We start from the raw sequence: 22,029 nt of genomic DNA on the forward strand, positions 1-22,029 counted from the left end.
AGCGAGCATGATGGGAGAGCGAGATCGAATGTTCACGATTTTGAGGCGCATAGTGGGCCTACGCAACGAAAAATCGGGGGCATTTGAGCCGAGCTCCCATCAGCGCAGTAGATTAATCCTCAGTCCGACAGGCTCCTAGTACGCCGCAACGCTGCCGACCCCGTAAGGTGCCAGACGCCATGCCTCGGCAGGATGCGGTTGTACGTCAAATACCTGTTAACCTTCCCGCCATTCGCCCCTCCAAAGGAGATAGACCGATGGAGACAACGCTGTACTATATCGTGCTCGGCGTGGTTGAACTGGCGTTCATCGTCCGCGCGCTGGTGCGGCCCCACCGGGATCCGGCGTCCCGGGTCGCCTGGGTGGCGGTGATCGCGGTGTTGCCCGTGGTGGGTATCGTGGCCTATATCCTGTTCGGGGAGACCAGTATCGGGCGGCGGCGTATCGCCCGCGCGAAAGAGGTTCTTGCCGGCATACCGCCCACCGCCGCGCCCTCCCCGGGGGACGAGGCCAACCTCACACCGGAATATCCCGATCGCTGCGCACCGCTTTTTCGACTCGGGGAGACCATCAACGGCTTCCTGCCGGTCGGGGGCAACTCGGCCTGTCTAACGGCGGATTCCAACGCGGCGATAGACGACATGGTCGCCGACATGGACGCAGCCAGCGACCACATCCACCTGACGTTCTACATCTGGCTGGCGGACAACAACGGTCTCAAGGTCGTCCAAGCACTGAAGCGGGCCGCCGCCCGCGGGGTGACTTGCCGGGCCATGGCCGACAATCTGGGGTCCCGAGCGATGATCGCCTCCAGACACTGGACGGACATGCGCGACTCGGGCGTCAAGGTGGGCGTCGCCCTGCCGATCGGAAACCCCCTGCTCCGCCCGTTCCATGGGCGAATCGATCTCCGCAATCACCGAAAGATCGTGGTCATCGACGATCGGATCACGTACTGCGGCAGCCAGAACTGCGCGGACCCCGAGTTCCGCGTCAAGCCCAGGTTCGCGCCGTGGGTGGATGCCCTGATGCGCTTCGAGGGGCCGATCGCGCGCCAGAACCAGCACGTCTTCGCGGGCGACTGGATGACCTATGTCGACGAGGATATCCGGAGCATGTTGGAGACACCGATCCAGGTACCGGCAAAGGGCTTTCCCGCGCAGGTCATCGCCACTGGCCCGACGGTCCGGTACTCGGCCATGCCGGAGACCTTCCAGACCCTGATGTACGCAGCCCGGCACCGGCTCGTCGTCACCACGCCGTACTACGTCCCTGACGAGTCCATGCAGGGGGCGCTCTGCGCCGCCGCCAACCGCGGGGTCGATACGACGATCGTATTCCCGGCGCGCTGCGACTCGCGGATCACCGCCGCGGCGAGCCGCAGCTACTACCGTGACCTCCTGGCCGCCGGTGTCAGGATCCACGAGTATGTGGGCGGTCTGCTACACACGAAATCGATGGTCGTCGACGACGACGTGACCCTGATCGGCTCGGCAAACATGGACCGCCGAAGCTTCGACCTGAACTACGAGAACAACATCCTGTTCTGGGACAAGGCACTGACAGCGCAGATGCGGGATCGTCAGGAAGCGTACCTCGCGAGCTCGAACGAGGTGACGCTGGCGCAGGTTGAATCATGGTCGATCGGCCGACGCCTCTGGAACAACACCCTGGGGATGCTCGGCCCCTTGCTGTGATGCATGTACCGGCCAATACCGAAGCCGATCTGGTGCCGAAGGCAACCCGAAGAACATCAAGGGCGCAAAGGACCTCGGCCGCGACGACCTGGTGGAGTCGCACCCCAACCCGATCACCGAGGGGATCTTCAAATTCTACGGCTCGCAGATGTTGAAGGACCTGGATCTGTACGAGAAGGTCACGGGCGGGAAGATGTGCAAGGGTTGCTGGGCCGTGGAAGGCAGGACCTGGTTTACCGAGCGCCATCACCGCGAAACGCCGTACCGCATCGAGAACGGTGAGGCGGACGTAGGCATTATCTGGGTCACCGAGGTGAAACACGCCAAGGCCGAGGGCCGTGCGATCGACGGCGTCGCCATCGAGGCGCCGTACAATATGGCGGAAAAGGTCGGCGATGTCATTTTCCGGCAATCGCCTTAGGGGAAGCCGCATCCCCGCTCAGGCTGAATTCGGCCGGTTCAACCCGCGGCGGGAGCCAGCAGCACCCTAAACATTTCCGAGGCGACCTTGTGGGCGGGCGTGCCGCGCGCGGGGGGGCGAACGTCGATGGCACGCACCAGTTCGCAGGCTGCGTCGAAGGATTCGCGCGACAGGCGATTGCGGTTGGCGAGTTCGAGCCGGATCCGGACCCCGATCGCGTTCCGGGGCAACTTGATGACGTTATGTCTCAGAAGGATCGACAGGTAACGGGCGCTCAGCACCGAGATATGCTTCGGGAACAGACCGAGTTCAGTGACCGTGGTTTCACAGTCCCGCATCTGCGCGGTCACCAGGCCGATAAGGCCCGTACTGTTACATTCCGGTTTGGTCATGGATCGGGGATCTACTGCAAATTCCTCAATAGCTATCTGGCAATTGTGTACGAATCCGGCTGAAGTCGTCCAGCGCCGCCGGTTGAACGTCACGAAAATCCTCCGCAGGCGGTAGTAGTCATGTCACCTCCCCCCTGGCAGGGGGGAGCCGGGAGGGGGGGCGGGACCATCAACCGACACAGAATCTCCCACGAACACCCGCCCCCATCCCGGGCCTTCCCTCTCAGATGCGGAGAGAGCTGGACATGGCGAGCTGCTCCCTGCCGGACGCTGCGGTACACTGCCGCCTTACCTCGTCCCCGCATCTTCCAGCTGCCGCACCCACTGCCATGGAACGAGTTCCCTTGCGCTCAACCGAACACTGGATGGCGCTGGATCGTGCCTATGTCTGGCACCCCTATAGCGCCATCGGGTCCGACCTGCCCGTCTTTCCGGTGGTTTCCGCCGAAGGCGTACGTCTGAAACTGGCGGACGGGCGCGAACTGATCGACGGTATGTCATCCTGGTGGTGCGCCATTCACGGCTACAACCACCCGCAAATGAACCAGGCGCTCGAGGCCCAGGTCCGCCAGATGTCGCACGTCATGTTCGGCGGACTGACGCATCGCCCGGCCGTCGAACTGGCCGGACGCCTCGTGGAACTGACGCCGGACGCCCTGCAATCGGTGTTCTTCGCCGACTCGGGGTCGGTATCGGTGGAGGTCGCCATGAAGATGGCGATCCAGTACTGGCACGCCAGGGGCTCAACCTCCCGGCAACGCTTCCTGACGATCCGGGGCGGTTACCACGGCGACACCTTCGGCGCCATGTCGGTGTGCGACCCGGTCACCGGTATGCACACCCTGTTCACGGACGCCCTCACCCGGCAGTTCTTCGTCGATACCCCGGCGTGCCGGTTCGGCGAACCCAGCACTGGCGAGGATATCGCGCCGATGGAAGAAACACTCCGGCGCGAGCACGAGCGGATCGCCGCGGTCATCATGGAACCGATCGTTCAGGGCGCCGGCGGCATGCGGTTCTATTCCGCCGACTACCTGGCACGCGTCAGAGATCTCTGCGATCGGCACGACACCCTGTTGATCCTGGACGAGATCGCCACCGGATTCGGCCGTACCGGCCGGCTCTTCGCCTGCGAACATGCGCGCGTCACGCCGGACATCCTGTGCCTGGGCAAATCGCTGACCGGTGGTTATCTCACGCTGTCCGCCACGCTGACCACACGCGAGATCAGTGAAACGATCGGTGCTCACGCACCACACGTCTTCATGCACGGCCCGACCTTCATGGCGAACCCGCTGGCCTGCTCCGCCGCGCTGGCCAGTCTGCGCCTGCTGACCGACTCGCCCTGGTGGGAAAGGATTGCCCATCTGGAAACCTGGCTTTCGGCGGGCTTGGAACCCTGCCGGTCGATGCGGGGGGTGGCGGATGTGCGTGTACTGGGGGCGATCGGCGTGGTCGAGACGATCGAAACCGTCGATTTGCGGGCCGTGCAGCCTAGGTTTGTCGAGCTGGGGGTATGGGTCCGCCCATTTGGAAAACTGGTGTACCTGATGCCGCCCTACATAGCGACAGAACGCGATATCGGGATACTGACCTCGGCGGTGCGAACCGTGGTCGCTGAAACCGACTGAGCGTCCGGCACTCGTCGGGATTCGCGCGCCGTCACCGGCGACGAGGTCACCCGTTCCCGTCGACCCGGGCCGCTGCCCGCGGCGGCTCAGTGCATCAAATGAAAGACGGTGACGGGTCGTTCTCGGAAACGTAGGTCCTTTCAGCCGCGAAAAGGCCCGCGGCGACACCGAGGCCGATCAACATCGGCAAGCTGGAAATAGTTCTCACCCGTGCGCTTCCTCCTCCCGTTCGGGAAGGGACCAGAAAACATGGCAACGACATGACAGCAAATCTGAAGTATAGTCCGCGCGGCGAGACTCATAGCCACGGCCGACGAGGGAATCATGTTTATGGGCTGCGACAAGTGCAGTTACGAGCGGCAGATCGGCGAAAAACTCGTACGGGGGACGACGATCGGATGCATTGCGGATCTCTAATGGCGCGTCGTCGGGAAACATGCCGGACCAGGTCATTACACCGTAGACGCCTGCCACCGAATAGGCCGAAAACCCGGCGATGAAGCCCGCCGCCGGATGGGGTACCATTTCGCCGACATACAAGAATAGGAGGTGTAAATGCTTGGGGAATCCCATGATTTGATGCACGAATTTCCGGAGTACGCCGAAAAAATCGGCGAGCTACGGGCGAACGACACATCGTTCGCCAAACTTATGAAGAATTACGACACACTCGATAACCGAATCCGGGAACTCGAAGGCCTTGGCGCCCCGGTCGCAGACGAGACGCTGGAGGACCTGAAAAAAGAGCGGGTGCAGTTGAAGGACACGCTCTATAGCCTTCTGCGAGGCTAAGGCGATTTCTGTCAAATGACATACCATCCTGCTTGTCTTTGTCGTCCGTCCTCTGTGTTGCGACAACCGTTCCATCGTTCGTATATGGTCTCATCCCCTTTTGGTTTGATGATCGGTTTACACTTCCATCGTGGCGCATCGCGACGCCGAGTTAGAAGGGGGAGGAGACCATCTCATCGACTAGGCGCCTGTTGTCGCGTCTTGATGACGAACAAAAATCCGGCGCGACCTGGTATGCCATTTTCCGGCAATCGCCTAACCGCCAGACTCAGCGGACACACGGGAGTCAGGGGAGTCGATGCACTGCCCGGAGCGGGCCGCGTACCGAGGATCCCGGCGCTCGTTCGCCCGTTCCCTGTCATGATGTGGAACGCTGCTTCCATCCATACGCCGAAGTGACGGGGGCTCAGGCGGCCTCCACCTTAGGCAGGTGCGACAGGGCCACTTTCAGCGCCTCTTCGGGAAACTCGGTGTCTTCCAGCTCGCCCTTGTAGAATTTGTCGTATGACGACATGTCGAAGTGTCCGTGACCGGATAGGTTGAACAACAGGATCTTTGGCTCCCGCGACTCCCTGCAGCGCAACGCCTCGTCGACGACAGCGCGGATGGCGTGGTTCGATTCCGGGGCTGGGACGATCCCCTCGGTTTGCGCGAACCGCACGCCGGCCTCGAAGGTGGCTACCTGAGGAACGGCCACCGCCTCCAGCAATCCCTCTTTGAAGAGCTGGCAAACCAACGGCGAATCCCCGTGGTAACGTAACCCGCCGGCGTGGATGCCCGGCGGCAAAAAGTCGTGACCGAGGGTGAACATCTTCATCAACGGTGTCAGTCCCACCGTATCGCCGAAGTCGTAGGCGTAGATTCCGCGCGTCAGGGTGGGACAGGACTGGGGCTCGACGGCAACCAGCCTCACTTCGCGCCCCGCCGCCTTGTCGGCGAAGAACGGAAAGGCGATGCCACCGAAGTTCGATCCGCCTCCGCAGGGTGCGAACACCATGTCGGGATATTCCCCGATCTTCTCGAACTGCCTTTTCGCTTCCTGCCCGATCACCGTCTGATGCAGCAGGACGTGGTTGAGTACCGATCCGAGGCTGTAGTTGGTGTCCTCGTTGGTGGCCGCCACCTCGACCGCCTCCGAGATGGCGATCCCGAGTGATCCCGTCGTATCGGGATCCTGCTCGAGAATCTGCCGCCCGGCGTTGGTGTGGTCGGTGGGGCTGGGATACACCTCGGCACCCCAGGTGTGCATCATCGATCGCCGGTAAGGCTTCTGGTGGTAACTCACCTTGACCATGTATACGACGACTTCGAGTCCGAACATGCGCCCGGCGAGCGCCATCGACGAACCCCACTGCCCCGCACCTGTCTCGGTGGAGATACGCCTGATCCCGGCCTGCCGATTGTAATAGGCCTGCGCCACGGCGGTATTGGGCTTGTGCGATCCGGCCGGGCTGACACCCTCGTACTTGTAATAGATCTTCGCCGGTGTCCCCAGATCATTTTCGAGCCGCCTCGCCCGGTACAGCGGCGAAGGCCGCCACAATCGGTAGATCTCGCGTACGGCCTCAGGAATCGGGATCCAACGCTCGGCGCTGACCTCCTGCTCGATAATCCCTGGAGGAAAGATTGCGGCCAGCGCCTCCGGGCCCGCCGGTTTTCCATCCGGTCCCAGCGGCGGTAGGGGCGGGTTGGGCATGTCCGCGACGACGTTGTACCAGTGGGTCGGGATCTCGTTTTCGTCAAGCAGTATCTTGGTGTCCGTCATGTCCGCTCCTTGTTCATCCTGAATCTCCCGTGCCGCGGTACGCCGTGGCTACGCGACAAGGCGGGACACGCCCAGTGTCTACCCCCCGACTGTTCTCCTACCTGAATGTGTGGGGATGGCGATCGGCAATCGGTGTCCGCGCGAGAATACGCCCGCCCGATCTCGGACCACAAACCCGGGGGTGTCACGATTACCCGGAGGGATGCCGGGTGATTACCCGGCGGGATGCCGGGCACCGCGTAAATCGGCCCACCTGCGCCGGCACCGCCTGTCGGACCGTACCGGCTTCCACTCCGCCTGGCTGCGGTATACCCGCCTACTTCACGCTGCCGAAGGAGGCGTCCGCGCTGCCCGCGGGCGCTTCGAGACCCGCGACGCGACAACCCTGGGCAATGGGTCCACCCGGGAACAGTTCGTAGAGAAACTTGATTCCTCCGCGCGCGTGGAATTTTTCGTCCAGCGCGTCGTGCAATTCTCGCGGCTTCGCCGATTCGTGCTTGGAGAAATACGACTGCAGCGCCTTGATGGCCTCCCAGTGATCGTCCGTCAGGCTGAGACCATCGCCCGAGGCCACGGACTCGGCTACGCTGCGTGACCAACCCTGCGGTGCATAGGGAAACGTTTCATCCGCCGCATCGCTGCCGGGATGCATGATGTCGTTCATCGTTTCTGCCATGTCGAGTACTCCCCTAGTTGATTGTCGCTTGCCGGGTTTCCGATCAAGTCTTTCAAATGGATTACGAGTCACAGTATAGTCCTGCTGTCGCCACCAATTCCAACGCCTGGGCTCCCCGGACGCGCCTGCGGGAGAACCGCCAGCCCGCCTTAGTGACGCACCCCCAGAGCGTGGGCCAGCACCTTCCAGATTCGCTGCGGCGAACGTGACTTTCCGGTCATCGAGTACCTCAGGATGTTCTCGTTCTGCAGCGTCCATTCCATGTCGTCGCGCGCGGCGCTGCTGCCACAGAACAGTATCCTGTCACCGACCGACAATGCGGTCTCGGGTTTAGGCAGGAAGGTGGAACCGTGCTCGCTCTTCAACAACAGCGTGAGGCAGCGCAATTTGTCGTGGCGCTTGTGCGGATCGTACATGAGGTGACCGAGTCTGACCGTTTGCTTATCCGTAAGCGCCCTGATGACTGCGACGGGATCGGTCCGGTCACCGGGCAGGCCGGAACACTTCAGACACACCTCCCAGACATCCGGGGCCTCGTCACCGACCAGCGCCGAGATCCGACTCGCAAGCTCGCAGGCCCAGGCATTGTCCTGCATCTTCGCCAACACGATGAATTCGCGCAACAACGGAACCATCATCATGACGCGTATCCTGTTGGCGATGATCGCGCTGGGGTGCATCACGATGTCCGCGTGGACGGCGTCGACGATGTCCTGGTTGACCAGCTCGTTCTGCCTTAACACCACGAACAACCGCGAATTCAGCTCCTTGGCCGTCATGACGATGGACAGGTTGTTGGTGTCGTCGCTGGTCCCTGCCACCAGTGCGACGGCGGATTCGATCCGTGCGTCCTTCAGTGTCTCGGCCTCCGTGCCCCGCCCCTTGATGCAGCCTTCGGCCGGTTCCCCGGTCCTGTCCGGTGTCGCCTCGATCACGATCACGCCGACACCTTCGACCTTGAGACGACTGTAGATCGCCTTTCCGAAACGGCCGAAACCGCAGATCACCCACAGCCCGGTAGCGGGTGGATAGACTGGTTCTTCGAGCTTCTCGATATTGAGTCCGGAAAGCCAGCGATGGATCAGAAACTGGCACGGCATCTCGAGCGCGATCGCCAGGTGCAGCGCGAAGGTCTCGTAGGGATCGACGACATTGTCGGTCTCGAAGGACTCCATATTCTTCTCCACGTCGCTCGAATCGGAACGCGCGTAGACGGTGATGTCCTTGTGCAGCAGTTTGGCGGTGATGGAGATCTTCAGGTTGATCTCGTTATCGTCGGTCACCGCCACGACACCGATGCATCGGTCGTGCTTCAGACCCGCCTCCCGCAGTATGGTCGGGACACCGGCATCCGCGCACAGCGCCGGAACGAACAGTTGATAGTTCTCCATCTTGAGCGCGCTGATGCGCTGGGGATCGACGTCGATCACGACCGCCATCCGGTTGCGGTGGATCAGCGCCCTGGTCAGCGCGGTGCCTGTCTCGCCGTAGCCGCAGACCAGGTAGAAGGGGCGTGTCAGCTCCCGGACTCGCTTCCTGAACCGTCGCCGGGTCACCGCGCGGTTAAACCCCGCGTCCTGGGCCAGGGAGATTAGGGTGCCGATGGAGTAGATCCAGACGATGACCGTCGCGTAGATGCACACGATCGTCCAGAGGCGCTGTGCCGGTGTGAATGGATAAGGTAGTTCGCCGAACCCGATCGTCGTCGCCGTATAGCTGACGAAGTAGAAGGCGTCGAAAAACCCCATACGCGCGGGGTTCCCGCTCGCATCCTGGGCGGGAATCAGGGTGAATCCCAGTACCGCGATGGAATAGACGATCGTCAACGCCATCAGCGGAAACCGCATGCGGCGGATGACGGTGAAGATTACGCTGTCCATGGCAATGGCGACCCGGTGCTTGGCGGGGATTCAGCGACGGACGGTGACGGTTTCCACGATCAGCAGTACAACGGAGACCACGTTTGCGAGTACCGCACCGCTGGCGAGCGAGACGATGCTGGCGGTGACTGTGGGCGTCATGCCGATATCCGAGACGTAGATGGCAGCCCACCAGACTACCGCACCCGCCAGGAGCTGCAGCACCGCGACCAAGCTCGTGGCGAGCAGTACCGCTCCCATCTGGGTGCGGTCCCCGAGCTTGAGGATGGTCGCGATCACATTGACCACGATCACCGCGAAGAATTCGTAGACATGGTGATGTTCGGGCCTGTCGATCTCTCCTACGACGAACCCGAAGTTCAACGTCAGCGCGAGCACGATGAAAAAACCGAAAAAGACCTTGTTGGGATTCATGGCCGTCCTGCCCCGATGCCTGCTCTCGTTGATATCCGCCGCGGCGGCGCGATTCCCCTGCCGTTAGACCGGTGGCAGATCCAGCGCGCGCCGGCGATGATAGAGAGCATAGACCCTGCCTGCAATGACATCCGGATGGTGGCGTGCAATGCACGGGCGATACGAGAGACATCGAGCCGTTATGAGGACCGCTGTTCGGGGCGCCCGGTCCAGTTAGCGATCAACCCCTTGAACTCAAACCCTCGAAACCGACCATTCCGCATTTCGCACCCGCCAGGCGGCTGGCGTCCTCCAGCGCGTCGACCGCGCTACGCCCGCGTATCAGCGCGTCCAGGAGACCGGCATTAAAGGTGTCGCCCGCCCCCAGGGTGTCGACGACAACCTCGGGTGGATACGCGAAGGCCTGCAGTCGTCCGCCGTCGGGGGTCCGGGCGTACGCGCCGGTCTCGCCCCAGGCGCAGACTCGCAGGGCGGGCGTCGATATCGAGTCCAGTAGTGATTCGGCGCTGTCATGCATTCGGGCAAGCGCATAGTCCCGGGAGAACAGAACGACGTCCACGCCGTCGATCAGGATCTCGATACCTGGCCTCGGCTTCTCAATCTCGACTGAAACCGGAAGCCCGGGTCTCACCGTGCGCGCCAGGTCGATCATTCGCCGGGTCTCCTCGACGTTCCGGCCCTCGAAGTGCAGCCAGTCGAAGGCGTCCAGATCGATATCGGCAAAATTCCGAAACGCGTACTCCGGGAGATCCCGCGAGTGCACGATGGTGCGCGAACCGTTGCGCGAGTTGAGATAGATACAGGAGGTCGGTGTCGTGCCGCCGGCCACGGTCTGGCAGGCAGAGAGATCGATCCCGCGCTCTCGCAGGGCCGCGCGAACCCAGACCCCTTCCGGATCGTCCGCCAGAACGCCGGCAAGCGCGCAGGCGTGGCCCAGTCCGCCGATCACCTGAAGCAGATTCGCCGCGTTTCCTCCCGTGGCGCGACGCCGCGACCGCGCCCGGACCTCGGCGTCCTCCGGCGGGTAGCCGTCAACGGAATGGATGATATCTACCGCGGCAGTGCCGACGGCCAGGATTCGAGTCATGCGCCTTCGTGAACCGATCGGTTCCGGAACCCACGCCGGAGGCATTCGCGGGGATAGCGTTTGCGGGATGCTTCGCCTAATATAGCGCGTTTTTCATCACCGGAGTCGCCATGCTGAACGCCTTCGAAACCCCTCAGGATGCGGAAGACGCCTTTTACGACGCCTTCGAGGAAGGCAATATCGACGCGATGATGTCCGCCTGGGCAGCCCGCGACGATATCATCTGCATCCAGCCGATACGCCGTCAAGCTATCGGCCGGCAGGGCGTCCGCGAGGCGTGGGAAGAGGTCTTTTCCACCGGGGCGCGGATCGAGATCGAGGTGCACCACCAGCACTGGACCGAATCGGGTGATTGCGCCATCCATATCGTGCTCGAGCAGCTTACCCTGAATGGAGACACGAGCAACCGTCCGCCTCCCATCCTGGCGACGAACCTGTACCGCAACTACGGCGACGGCTGGCTCCTGGTGCTTCATCACGCCTCTCCGACTCCCCCGCCGCCGGGTAGGGTGCAGAGAATGCCCCCGGGAGCGGGTATATGAGTCCCTGGGACGCCACAGCGCTGATCCGGTATCGGCAATTCCCACCTTTCGACCTGAACCGATGTCCCGCACTTCCGACACCCGCAGATCGCCGCCGGACGCACTGCTTCTGATGCAGCCGGGCTGCGCGCATTGCCCGCAGGTCCTGAACGCGCTGGTTTCCCTTCTCGAGCAGGGCATCGTCGCCCGACTGAAGGCCGTCAACGTGATGGAATACCCGGAGGCGGCCCGCGAGGTCGGAACACGTTCGGTCCCCTGGACGCGGATCGGTGACTTCGTACTGCCCGGCAACTATACCGAAACCGAGTTGAAGCACTGGGCGCGGGAATCGACGCGGGAGGATGGCGTCGCGCACTACTATTCCGACCTGCTCGACAACGGACACCTCGCCCGGGCGATGGCGCGCATTCAGGAAAGCCCCGTGGAGGTCCAAGATCTGCTCGGCCTGCTCGCCGGCGAAGAGGTTCCCCTGTCGGTGCGTATCGGTGTCTCAGCGATCGTCGAGGAGCTTGCCGGTCACGAGGCCCTGGTCGGGGCATTCGATCGTATCAAGGCGCTCACCGGGGCCCCGAGCCCCGCCACGCGTGCGGATGCGGCATATTTTCTCGCCTTGACGGGCGCAGTGGAGGCGAGACCCGTAATCCGGAAACTGTTGCACGACGAGCAGGCCCAGGTCCGCGAGGTTGCCGGGGAGGCGCTGGAGATCCTGGAACACCCCGATATCCTGTGACAGGATTCGTTTTCGATCCCGATTGAAACTACCGGCACACACTTTGCTCATACTAGCTGAAAGCCACCGAATACACTCCGCCTCATGAAGACACTGCAAAGAAAAATCTCCTACTCCTTGTCGGCCGTGTCGGTCCTGATCTACTTTCTCTATCCCGAGCCCGTCACCGCACTGGTGATGGCATTGTGTCTGCAGACGCTGGCGTTCATCGTGATCGGCGGCAGTTCTCCCGTGGACGGCTTCCTGCTCTGCGGCATCTCCCTGCTGATGATCGGCCTGCTGCCCCCGGATCACCCGCTGGTCCATGCATCCGCGAACTTCGAACACCTGCGTGCCGGCATGCTGATGATCGGTGCAAGCGTGGTGCTGATATCCGTTTCGGTGCTGTTACAACGCAGAGGGCACTAATTTGGTGCGCAGGACCTGATGAACGTCAAGACCGTGCGGCGCCTGTGCGGCTAGGCTGCGACGGTATTTGGATCATGCAAGGGGAATGACATGCCGGTACTGACCGCGGAACAGTTGGCCGATTTCGAAGAAGACGGGTTTCTCGTCGCACGGGGCTTCTACGACCAGGACGAGATCGCCGCGATCACCCACTGGGTGGACGAGATCCAGCACTGGCCGGACACCCCCGGTGCACACCAGCGATACTACGAGCCTTCGCTCACCGGGGACGGAACGCGCATCCTCAACCGGATGGAGAACTTCGCCCCCTTCCATACCGGCTTCAGAGACCTGTTTATTGGCAGCCGCCTGCAGGAGGCGGTCGCCGAGCTGTTCGGCGAACCGGCCGTGCTGTTCAAGGAGAAGGTCAACTTCAAGCTGCCCGGGGGAGACGGGTTCAAGCCGCACCAGGATCACCAGGCAGGCTGGGGCGATTACGCGGACCTGTTCATCTCGGTGCTGGTCGGGATCGATCGTTCAACCGTGGGGAACGGCTGCCTCGAGGTCGTGGCCGGGCACCACAAGCAGGGGATGTTCGAGGAATGGAAGCCGCTGACCGAGGACGATATGCGGGATATGGCCTTCGTCCACTGCCCGACGGAGCCGGGAGACGCGATTTTTTTCGATTCGTTCACCCCGCACGGTTCCGGACCGAACCTCACCGGCGAACGGCGCCGATTGCTCTATGTCACCTACAACCGCGCCTCGGCGGGAGATTATCGGGAGCAATACTACGCCGACAAGCGCAGGAGCTACCCGCAGGACTGCGAGCGCGATCCCGACCGGGAGTACGTCTTCAGGGTGTGACCGCCGCGCCGTTGGCCCCGCCCGTCGTCCGGATTCACTCCTACCGCTCCGCCTCGACGGGTTTGTGCGGCGGGTGAATCCAGCGGATCAGGCGGCCCAAGCTCAGACCCTGAACGATCACGGAGAAGACCACCACCGCGTAGGTCACGGCCACGATGACCCCGCGTTCCGGACCCGGTGAGAGCGACAACGCAAGCGCAACCGAAACCCCCCCGCGGAGGCCGCCCCAGGTCAGGATCTTGACCACGCCTGCGGCAAAGCTGCGCCCGAAGCGAAACAGCCCCACCAGGGTTCCCACGGTGATGAACCTCGCCAGCAGGGAGACGGGAATAATCAGCAGTGCCGCGAGCAGGTATCGGCCGTCGTAGCTCAGCACCAGCAGTTCCAGTCCCATGAGTACGAACAGGATCGCGTTCAGTGTCTCGTCCAGCAGTTCCCAGAAGGTGTCCAGGTTCGCACGGGATTTGCTGGACATGGCGTAGAGGCGACCGTGATTCCCGATCAGCAGGCCTGCGATCACCACGGCGATGGGTCCGGAGACATGGATCGCGGTAGCCAGCGAATAGCCTCCCATGACGGTCGCCAGCGTGATCAGGACTTCGAGTTGATAGTCATTGGACTGTTTCAGCAGGTAGTAGGCGACGCCACCCAGCGCGAGACCGAACAACGCCCCGCCCAGAGCCTCCTCGGCGAACAGCAAGGCGATCTGCCCCACGCCCGGTTCGGCCTCTCCCGCCGTCAGACTGGCGAGCACGACGAACACGACCACGGCAAATCCATCGTTGAACAGCGATTCCCCGGTGATCTTGATCTCCTGCGACTTTGGCGCGCCTGCGGTCTTGAGAATGCCGAGGACGGCGATCGGATCCGTAGGCGAGATGATCGCCCCGAGCAGCAGACAGTAGATCAACGGCATGTCGATACCGAGCCACCCGAATACGGCCAGGGCCGCGACACCGATCAGCAGCGTGGAGACGACCACCCCGACGCTCGCCAGGATCAGGATCACCCATTTCTGCCTCAGGAGATCCGACAGGTCGACGTGCAGCGCGCCGGCGAACAGGAGGAAACTCAACATGCCGTGCATCAGGGTCTTGTCGAAGTCGATACTGCCGACGACCGTCTTGGCATGATTCTCGACTCCGCCCAGGCCGAGCTTACCGACCACGATGATGGCCAGCGACATGCCCAGCGATATCACCATCAGGCCGATAACACGTGGCAGGTGGAGATAGCGATGATTGAAGTAGGCGAACAGGGCGGCGACGGTCATGAGCAACGCCGCGATGTCGAGCAGGTTCATATCGGCGGTTTCGGGATCCTGAGGGGGCCGCTATGATACTACCGGTGAACATGAGGGGGGTCTCGGCGCACAACGCGTAGGGATCTCCTCCCGTGGAGCGCGCGGCGCGGTTCCCTGCACTCCCCCGAACGCAACTGACACGTCGCACGCGTAGCCCATCACGATGGATCAAACCGGCTGGCTGGCGCTGGGGGCGCTGATCCTCCACTGGTCGCTGGTGATCGGGCTCTCGGCCCGCATCATCATGAGGCGCCGCCCGGTCGGTATCCTGCTGGCCTGGATCGCCCTGATTCTCAGCCTGCCCTTTCTCGGCGTCGTCGTTTATCTGTTCGTCGGGGAGAACCGGGTCAGCAGCCGGTTTCTGAAACGCAGCGCGGCCGTCGAGGACACCTACGCCGAGTGGCGCGAGACCCTGCACCGGCACGGCAACGCGATCTCGCCGGATCCCCGGGCCACTGCCACCGCGCTGGTGCGGCAGGCGGAGACCATCCCCGGGTTCCCGGCCCAGGGTGGGAATCGTGTCGTGCTGCTGGATGACTACGAAACCATCTTCCGCGCGATCATCGGGGACATCTCCCGGGCGCAGCGCACCTGCCACCTAGAGTTCTACATCTGGCACCCCGGCGGTCTCTCGGACGAGCTGCTCGACACCCTGATCGGGGCATGTAAACGGGGGGTCGTCTGCCGCGTGCTCCTGGACGGTCTGGGTAGCAAGCCGTTTCTGTCCGGACGCGGGGCGGCGCGGTTGCGCGAGTCCGGCGTGCAGGTTACCCAAGCGCTGCCCGTCGGTCTGCTGTCGATGTTCGAGGCCAGGGCCGATCTGCGGAACCACCGCAAGATCGTCGTCATCGACGGTGAGATCGCTTACACCGGAAGCCAGAACCTGGTCGATCCGCGGTTCTTCAAGCAGGACGTCGGCGTGGGTCGCTGGATTGATGCGATGGTCAGGATAGAGGGCCCGGCCGTCGAGCCCCTCGGTGGGACCTTCATCCACGACTGGGAGATCAATACCGGCGCGGGGCTCGAAACGCTGGAAGACAGCCACGATGTGCACCCGGTCGAACCGCGCGGAGACGTCACCATCCAGGTGGCGCCCTCGGGGCCTTTTCCGCAACCCGTGGCGATCATGAAAATGATCCTGACCACGATCTACTCTGCACGCAGGGAAATCATCCTGACCACTCCCTACTTCGTCCCCGACGATGCCGTGCTCATCGCGCTGATCTCCGCCGCGAACCGGGGGGTAGAGGTCACGATCGTGATTCCGGACAAGAACGACTCGCGGCTGGCGCATCTGGCAAGCCAGTCGGTATTCGACGAGCTGCTGGAGGCCGGGGTCAGGATCGCGCGGTTTCGAGGCGGCCTGCTGCACACCAAGTCCGTCTGCGTGGACGGGGAGTTCTGTGTCTTCGGCTCAGTCAACCTCGACATGCGCAGCCTGTGGCTGAATTTCGAGATCTCCCTGATCATCCTGGATACCGGGATGACCTCGCGAATCCATGAAATGCAGCGCACCTACGTGCGGGATTCCGAGATAGTGGACCCTGCGGAGTGGGTCCGACTCCCGTTGCACCGCAAGTTCATCATCAACGCCGCACACCTCGTCGCTCCCTTATTGTGAGCGCTATTGTGAGCGCGGGTACCGCGTTTGTCGTGTCCGGGGGCAAGGACTAGAATCCACTACATCGAGCAGGCTTCACGACATCCACAGCCAGCGAGATGCTTCAAGCCGGATGCACGACATTTCGCCGCGCGATCACGCCGATGTATCCCGCCGTATCGACAACCGATCGGGAGAGACCGTTGATGAACAAACATTCCCTGTGGTCCGCGAGACACGGTTGCCCCCGAATCGCGGCGATATGGCTCGTTCCGCTGGTTTTACTGCTGGCGGGAACGGCGGACGCAGGCTGCGACGACCCCGCCGGACCGGGTGTGGACTGGCGGGGCTGCGACAAGCGCAGTGTCGATCTCAGGGGTGCGAATCTGCAATACGCCCGTCTGGAACAGGCCGACCTCGAGGCCGCCGATCTGGAGGGCGCAGATCTTCTTTATGCAAACATTGCCGACGCGAAGCTCGACAACGCGAACCTGCACGGCGCGAATCTCTCGGGGGCGAATCTTTCCGGCGCGCGACTAGCCGGTGCGACCTGGATCGATGGTCTGTCCTGCTCGGCGCGTTCGGTGAGCAACTGCGCGCCCGACTAGACCGCCCCGATGGCGGCCACGTGCCACGGTACGCTCCCTGTGTTCCCCAGCCGGCACACCCCCCGCTGGATCGCGTTGCACTGAGTGGACGCCCTCGTTCGCTATGTCCACCGGCACACAGCCATGGTCGCCGGTTTTGCGATCGTCGTATCGGCCCTGCTCGCGGTGGCGTTGGTCTGGGCGGTGCGCCTCGGGATCGAACAGGACAAGCTGGAGTCCCTGCACCAGAACCTCGGCCGGTACGAGATCCAGCTCAGCCACGAAACCGTCGACGGGAAGGCGATGGGCGCGGCGACGCTGCTCGGCATCACCAACCGCGCGATCAAGCGGGTGGCGCTCGGCGAGGCGCCGCGTGACGACCCTCGGGTAACGGATACCCTGAAGATCATCGTTTCCAATTTCGATGCGGAAAACGCCTTCGTCATGAACACCGAGGGCGTCATTGTCGCGTACTACACCGAAGACGCGCCGACAAGCACCGGCAAGGACCTGAGTTACCGGCAGTATTACCTGGAAGCCGTTGCCGGACGAGGAAACGTCTACGCAGCGGTCGGCGTCACCTCCGGCGTGCGCGGTCTGTATTTCGCCGCACCCGTCTTTCGCGATACCTCCGTGGCATCCGAGATCATCGGCGTGGTGGTCATCAAGAAGGGCCTCGACGCCGTGGACAAGCTGCTGGGGACCTGGAAGGACCCTGCCCTCCTCGTCTCCCCCCAGGGGGTCGTGTATGCAAGCAACCGGGCGGACTGGAGGTACCGGATGGTCGGCGAGGTGACACCGGCCAGGATCGAGGCGGTCCGCACCGAGCGGCGGTTCGGCAGGCTGTTCGCCGGCGAGGCGCCACGCCCGCTACCGCTGGACGTGACGGACTCGGGATTCCACACCCCCACTGACAGTTTCATCGTCGCTTTGACACCGGTCCGTTGGAACGATCCCCTCGGGAGCTGGACCCTGGTGCTGACGCAATCGACATCGGCCTGGTTCCCGGCCTGGAAGCGCCTGACCCTGGGTGCCGCGATCGCCTTCTCGCTCCTCATCCTGGCGGCGATATTCCTTTCCTGGGCCAGGGGACGCTACCAGCGCATGCTGGCGGACGAACGCATCCGGACCTTGAGCCATGCGATCGAACAGAGCCCGGCCGCGGTGGCGTTGATGAACGCCAGGGGAGAGGTCGAGTACGTCAACCCCCGCTTCACCCGGAACACGGGCTGCCCGCCCGAAGCGGTCATCGGCCGGTGTCTGACCGAGGTAAGGCCGCTGGGTATTGACGAGGTGGAGGACCGTACGGACTTCTGGCAGCGGGTGGCGCGCCGCGGTGAATGGCGCCGGGAGGTCCGCGGTACTACCACGCGGGGGGAGGAACTGTGGGAACTCGTCGAGATCTTCCCGATCACCCTGGCCAGCGGCGAGGTCAGCCACTTCGTGGCCGTGATGGACGACATCACCGGCCGCAAGCGCATGGAGCGCCAGCTGCGCGACGCGAAGGAGGCCGCCGAGGACGCCCGCGAGGCCCGCTCGCAGTTCCTGGCCAACATGTCTCACGAGATCCGCACCCCGATGAACGGCATCATGGGATTTACCTCCCTGGCGCTGAAGACCGATCTGACGACGCGGCAGCGCGACTATCTGAACAAGATCCGGACCTCGGCGCAGACGCTGCTGACGCTGATCGACGGCATCCTGGATTTCTCGAAGATCGACGCCGGACGGATGGAGATCGAGCAAACCGGGTTCCAGCTCCAGGAGGTCATCGAGGCGATCGCCGACCTGTTCGCCGATCAGGCCGAACGCAAGGAAATCGAGATGATCGTCTACCGCGATCCCGGGGCGCCGAGCGCGCTGGTCGGCGACCCGCTGCGCCTGCGCCAGGTCCTGATCAACCTGGTCGGCAACGCGATCAAGTTCACCGAACGCGGAGAGGTCTCGGTCATGGTGCACGCGATCGAGGTCGATGCCGCACGCGCGCGACTTGGATTCGAGGTGCACGATACCGGCATCGGGATCGCCGCCGAGCATATGGATCGCCTGTTCCATTCCTTTACACAGACCGACGGATCCACGACCCGCAAATACGGGGGCACGGGGCTGGGTCTGTCCATCTGCAAACAGCTCGTCGAGCTGATGGGTGGAGAGATCGGCGTCGAAAGCGAGCCGGGCAAGGGCTCGACCTTCCGTATCGAGCTCGAGTTCCCCCGCCAGGACGAAAGCGCCGAACCGTCCTGGCGATTCGCCGGCGATCTGCGCGGACTGAGGGCCCTCGTGGTCGATGACAATGCCACCAGTAGGGAGGCCCTCGCCCGCTCGCTGACCTCCTTCGGCTTCGAGGTCTGCCCGGTCTCCTCCGGAGCAGAGGCCTTGTCTAAACTGCATGAGAGGACCACGCAAGGAGACGGACCCTGCGAGGTCGTGATCATGGACTGGCGGATGCCCGGCATGGATGGGTTCGAGACCTCGCGACGCATCCGGGAGACGCCGGAGTTGCGGGACATTCCCATCGTCATGGTCACCGCGTTCGGCAGGGAGCATGAACGACGTGCGTCGGCAGAGATCGGGATCGATGCCTTCCTGACTAAGCCCATACAACAATCCGGTCTGTTCGACACGCTGCAACGGGTGTTCGATTCGAAGCGGGCGGACGACACGCACAAACCTGCGCCGATCACGAGAGAAACCGTACTCAACGAACGGCTCGCGGGCGCGCGGATCCTGCTGGCCGAGGACAACGAGATCAACCGCTCGCTGGTTATCTCGATGTTGGGTGACGCGGGGATACAGACGGACGTGGCGATCGACGGTCGGGAAGCGGTCAACGCGGTCGATAACGCGCACTACGACGCGGTCCTGATGGACATGCAGATGCCCGTGATGGACGGTTACGAGGCGACCCGAAGGATCCGGGCGGACATCCGGTTCGAGGACCTGCCTATCATCGCCATGACGGCCCACGCCATGACTGGCGACCGGGAAAAATGCCTGCGCGCGGGCGCGAACGCCTATGTGAGCAAGCCCATCGACATCGAGCGCCTGTTCGGCACGCTCTCGCGCTGGGTTCGACCTCGCCGCGGAAAGGCCCGCGCGCCACAGGCGCCCCCATTCGAATCCGGGGACGCAAGGGCTCTGACCGAAAGCCTGCCGAATTTCGACGTTCCAGGCGCGCTCATTCGCCTCAAGGGGAACGAAACGCTTTACCGCAAGCTGCTCAGGGACTTGGCCGCGGCCAATCGCGATACTGCCGACGGGCTAGGCAAGGCGGCGGGAGACCGGGACTGGAAGCGCGTCTCGGCCATCGCGCACGAGCTCCAGGGTGTGGCGGGAACCCTCGGGATAATCGACCTGCACAAGGCCTGCAGAGATCTGGAAACCGCACTGCGCCGACAACCGCCCGACGGCGCCATGCCGGCCGGCGAAGTTGCATTGCTTGTCACCGGACTGCAGCAATCCCTGTCCACTGCGCTCGAAACGCTCCAGGTGTTGGGTACATCGGAAGCACCGGCCCGTGTCGAAGAGGAGCTCGGAGTTCGGATTTCTCCGGACCAGGTGCGGCGGGTCCGCGAAGCGGTCGAAATCGGCGACGTGTCGATCCTGCACGAGATCGCCGCGGAACTGCGCCGGCAGAAGGAAAACGCGGACGTCGCAGGCGAACTCGACCGGCTCGCGGAGAACTTCGACTTCGATGGTCTGTCAAAATTTGCCACGTCCATGGATACGGCCGCAGGCTGACGCGGGAACCCCGCGCAGCTTCGGGTATTCCGGGCGGCGAGGCGGATACCGTCTGGCCGGATTTGCAGCCACGGGACGGATTCCTGTAGTGTAGCCTCCAGGCCAGCGCTGGAAATGTTGCCCTCCGCCCTTCCGCATTCGACAGGCAGTCACAACGTCATGATTCCGAACCATTCCCGAAGCCCGTACCTTGGTCAGTCGTTCCTGACGGCAATCGCCGTGATGCTGCTCAGCGGCTGCGGCGCGGAGGACATCTTCAATGGCGGGGGCGGAGGAGAGCCGCCGGATGCCAACGGGGCCCCCTACGAGCTTGCGACGGCGGTCGACGGCGCACGTCTCAGCCTTTACGCGTATCAGCAGCTCGACGACTTCCAGGCAAATCGCACCTTCACCCTCCCATTGCCCTGGACCCTGGAGGATCAGTTTTACTCCGACCAGCGTTTCAGCGGAGAGAACGCGGGAGCGGGCGAGCCGCTGCCGATCGGGTTCACGGCGACCGCGGGCGGACGGATCTACGTCGTCTTTCGCGGTACCCAGACGATCTCGGAGTGGATCAGCAACGCGCAGTTCGGGCAGATGGACTACCCCTACGTCGCCGATGGCGGCATGACGCACCGGGGTTTCACCGAACTCTATACGTCGATAGAGGGGGATGTCGTCGCGAGCGTAACGGCCGCAAAGGCAAAGTTTCCCAATGCCACGATCCTGCTGACCGGCCACAGCCTCGGCGGGGCGCTGGCGATCCTGGCGGGCCCTGACCTCGAAGTAAGTACCGGATTCGTTCCCGTCCTGTACAACTTTGGCACACCCCGCGTCGGGGATCCGACGTTCAGTCGGCGCTTCGAGGAACTGGTCGATACGAGCTGGCGCACGGTAAACACGAGCGATCCTGTCCCCGACCTGCCCCCGACTACGGTTCCCGGATTCGAGGGGAACCGGCCCGTGACCTACAGCTACGACCACGTCCGCAGCGCCAGGACGATCACATTCGGCGATTCCGCCAACGTCCCGGCTAGCCACAGCCTTTGCAACTACTACAGCGCGCTATGCGACGAGACCACCGACCCCGCCGCCTGCAAGCGCCTCGGTCAAGGGGTCGCCGACTGCCAGCCCTGACTGAAACCGCAGCCAATGCGGCCTCGGGGTGGTTGGTGCGTCCCCGAATGGTCGCTTTGCATGAGTGCCGGTCGTGGCGGAACCAAGACATGCTGTCGTAGCCAGCTTTGGAGGTATCCATCTTACGGAGCGCCTTCCAATCCCGAAGGAAACGCCCCGTGGGGTTCCGCATGCGGGGAATTCGGAGGCTGGGGGAGGTACTACCGGCTATCCGGCTAACCCATCTTTGTCACTGAAATAGCACAGATCATCAAATACACCTAAATAAGTAGGTCACTACAATTATTATTGACTTATTTATCAGCGTGTTAAGATTGTACATTCTCGAAATTTCAAAAGTAGTGACCTACGAAATCACTTAGTCCATAACTATTTGATCTATATACAAAGCGTAGTGACAT

At 62.9% G+C, this 22,029-nt stretch carries 20 protein-coding genes; 12 read left to right on the plus strand and 8 right to left on the minus strand.

What is annotated here, in order from left to right; all coding sequences use genetic code 11:
• The first annotated feature begins 257 nt into the window (after positions 1–257).
• Together cls (LJE91_11240) and LJE91_11245 are read left to right on the plus strand one after the other, a co-directional pair.
• Complete coding sequence (cls, locus tag LJE91_11240; protein MCG6869268.1) at positions 258–1,697, plus strand: cardiolipin synthase; 1,440 nt, start codon at positions 258–260, stop codon at positions 1,695–1,697.
• Between the two features lie 91 nt (positions 1,698–1,788).
• Positions 1,789–2,118 carry a substrate-binding domain-containing protein gene (locus LJE91_11245; protein MCG6869269.1) on the plus strand — a complete coding sequence of 110 codons (330 nt, stop codon included), beginning with the start codon at positions 1,789–1,791 and terminating at the stop codon, positions 2,116–2,118.
• Positions 2,119–2,156: 38 nt separating this feature from the next.
• On the opposite strand, the gene LJE91_11250 is transcribed toward LJE91_11245, so the two are convergent.
• Positions 2,157–2,510, minus strand: coding sequence for a hypothetical protein (locus LJE91_11250; GenBank protein ID MCG6869270.1), 354 nt, complete (start codon positions 2,508–2,510; stop codon positions 2,157–2,159).
• 365 nt (positions 2,511–2,875) lie between these two features.
• On the opposite strand from LJE91_11250, the gene bioA reads away from it, so the two are divergent.
• A complete protein-coding gene (gene bioA / locus LJE91_11255; protein ID MCG6869271.1) occupies positions 2,876–4,141 on the plus strand; it encodes an adenosylmethionine--8-amino-7-oxononanoate transaminase in 1,266 nt (421 codons plus the stop codon).
• A 204-nt stretch (positions 4,142–4,345) separates the two neighbouring features.
• Here the strand turns inward: bioA and LJE91_11260 are convergent, their stop codons facing one another.
• On the minus strand, positions 4,346–4,714 hold the full coding sequence (locus LJE91_11260) for a hypothetical protein (protein ID MCG6869272.1): 369 nt from the start codon (positions 4,712–4,714) through the stop codon (positions 4,346–4,348).
• On the opposite strand from LJE91_11260, the gene LJE91_11265 reads away from it, so the two are divergent.
• Positions 4,697–4,933: a DUF465 domain-containing protein gene (locus tag LJE91_11265; protein MCG6869273.1), complete on the plus strand. Its 237-nt coding sequence runs from the start codon at positions 4,697–4,699 to the stop codon at positions 4,931–4,933. The genes LJE91_11260 and LJE91_11265 overlap by 18 nt on opposite strands.
• A 406-nt stretch (positions 4,934–5,339) precedes the next feature.
• Here LJE91_11265 and LJE91_11270 read toward each other — a convergent pair whose 3' ends face one another.
• The 5 genes from LJE91_11270 to LJE91_11290 form a co-directional block, all read right to left on the minus strand.
• Positions 5,340–6,698: a TrpB-like pyridoxal phosphate-dependent enzyme gene (locus tag LJE91_11270; protein ID MCG6869274.1), complete on the minus strand. Its 1,359-nt coding sequence runs from the start codon at positions 6,696–6,698 to the stop codon at positions 5,340–5,342.
• A gap of 316 nt (positions 6,699–7,014) precedes the next feature.
• On the minus strand, positions 7,015–7,374 hold the full coding sequence (locus LJE91_11275) for a TusE/DsrC/DsvC family sulfur relay protein (GenBank protein ID MCG6869275.1): 360 nt from the start codon (positions 7,372–7,374) through the stop codon (positions 7,015–7,017).
• A 149-nt stretch (positions 7,375–7,523) separates the two neighbouring features.
• Positions 7,524–9,254 carry an NAD-binding protein gene (locus LJE91_11280; protein MCG6869276.1) on the minus strand — a complete coding sequence of 577 codons (1,731 nt, stop codon included), beginning with the start codon at positions 9,252–9,254 and terminating at the stop codon, positions 7,524–7,526.
• Between the two features lie 30 nt (positions 9,255–9,284).
• On the minus strand, positions 9,285–9,668 hold the full coding sequence (locus LJE91_11285) for a DUF6394 family protein (protein MCG6869277.1): 384 nt from the start codon (positions 9,666–9,668) through the stop codon (positions 9,285–9,287).
• A 220-nt stretch (positions 9,669–9,888) separates the two neighbouring features.
• Positions 9,889–10,755, minus strand: coding sequence for a PfkB family carbohydrate kinase (locus LJE91_11290; protein ID MCG6869278.1), 867 nt, complete (start codon positions 10,753–10,755; stop codon positions 9,889–9,891).
• Positions 10,756–10,865: 110 nt separating this feature from the next.
• Here LJE91_11290 and LJE91_11295 point away from each other — a divergent pair, with 110 nt between their 5' ends.
• The 4 genes from LJE91_11295 to LJE91_11310 all read left to right on the plus strand — a co-directional run bounded on the left by LJE91_11295 (position 10,866) and on the right by LJE91_11310 (position 13,281).
• A complete protein-coding gene (locus LJE91_11295) occupies positions 10,866–11,297 on the plus strand; it encodes a nuclear transport factor 2 family protein (GenBank protein ID MCG6869279.1) in 432 nt (143 codons plus the stop codon).
• A 61-nt stretch (positions 11,298–11,358) separates the two neighbouring features.
• On the plus strand, positions 11,359–12,027 hold the full coding sequence (locus LJE91_11300) for a thioredoxin family protein (protein ID MCG6869280.1): 669 nt from the start codon (positions 11,359–11,361) through the stop codon (positions 12,025–12,027).
• Positions 12,028–12,111: 84 nt separating this feature from the next.
• Positions 12,112–12,435 carry a hypothetical protein gene (locus tag LJE91_11305; GenBank protein MCG6869281.1) on the plus strand — a complete coding sequence of 108 codons (324 nt, stop codon included), beginning with the start codon at positions 12,112–12,114 and terminating at the stop codon, positions 12,433–12,435.
• A 90-nt stretch (positions 12,436–12,525) separates the two neighbouring features.
• On the plus strand, positions 12,526–13,281 hold the full coding sequence (locus LJE91_11310) for a phytanoyl-CoA dioxygenase family protein (GenBank protein MCG6869282.1): 756 nt from the start codon (positions 12,526–12,528) through the stop codon (positions 13,279–13,281).
• 40 nt (positions 13,282–13,321) lie between these two features.
• Here LJE91_11310 and LJE91_11315 read toward each other — a convergent pair whose 3' ends face one another.
• Positions 13,322–14,584, minus strand: coding sequence for a sodium:proton antiporter (locus LJE91_11315; protein ID MCG6869283.1), 1,263 nt, complete (start codon positions 14,582–14,584; stop codon positions 13,322–13,324).
• A 163-nt stretch (positions 14,585–14,747) separates the two neighbouring features.
• Between LJE91_11315 and cls (LJE91_11320) the strand changes: the two genes are divergently transcribed.
• The 4 genes from cls (LJE91_11320) to LJE91_11335 all read left to right on the plus strand — a co-directional run bounded on the left by cls (LJE91_11320) (position 14,748) and on the right by LJE91_11335 (position 21,628).
• Positions 14,748–16,205 carry a cardiolipin synthase gene (gene cls / locus LJE91_11320; GenBank protein MCG6869284.1) on the plus strand — a complete coding sequence of 486 codons (1,458 nt, stop codon included), beginning with the start codon at positions 14,748–14,750 and terminating at the stop codon, positions 16,203–16,205.
• Between the two features lie 185 nt (positions 16,206–16,390).
• On the plus strand, positions 16,391–16,792 hold the full coding sequence (locus LJE91_11325; GenBank protein ID MCG6869285.1) for a pentapeptide repeat-containing protein: 402 nt from the start codon (positions 16,391–16,393) through the stop codon (positions 16,790–16,792).
• A gap of 84 nt (positions 16,793–16,876) precedes the next feature.
• Positions 16,877–20,512: a response regulator gene (locus tag LJE91_11330; GenBank protein ID MCG6869286.1), complete on the plus strand. Its 3,636-nt coding sequence runs from the start codon at positions 16,877–16,879 to the stop codon at positions 20,510–20,512.
• Between the two features lie 159 nt (positions 20,513–20,671).
• A complete protein-coding gene (locus LJE91_11335) occupies positions 20,672–21,628 on the plus strand; it encodes a lipase family protein (protein MCG6869287.1) in 957 nt (318 codons plus the stop codon).
• Positions 21,629–22,029 lie beyond the last annotated feature (401 nt).

The organism is Gammaproteobacteria bacterium (assembly GCA_022340215.1).
In the GTDB taxonomy this organism is placed as follows: Bacteria; Pseudomonadota; Gammaproteobacteria; order JAJDOJ01; family JAJDOJ01; genus JAJDOJ01.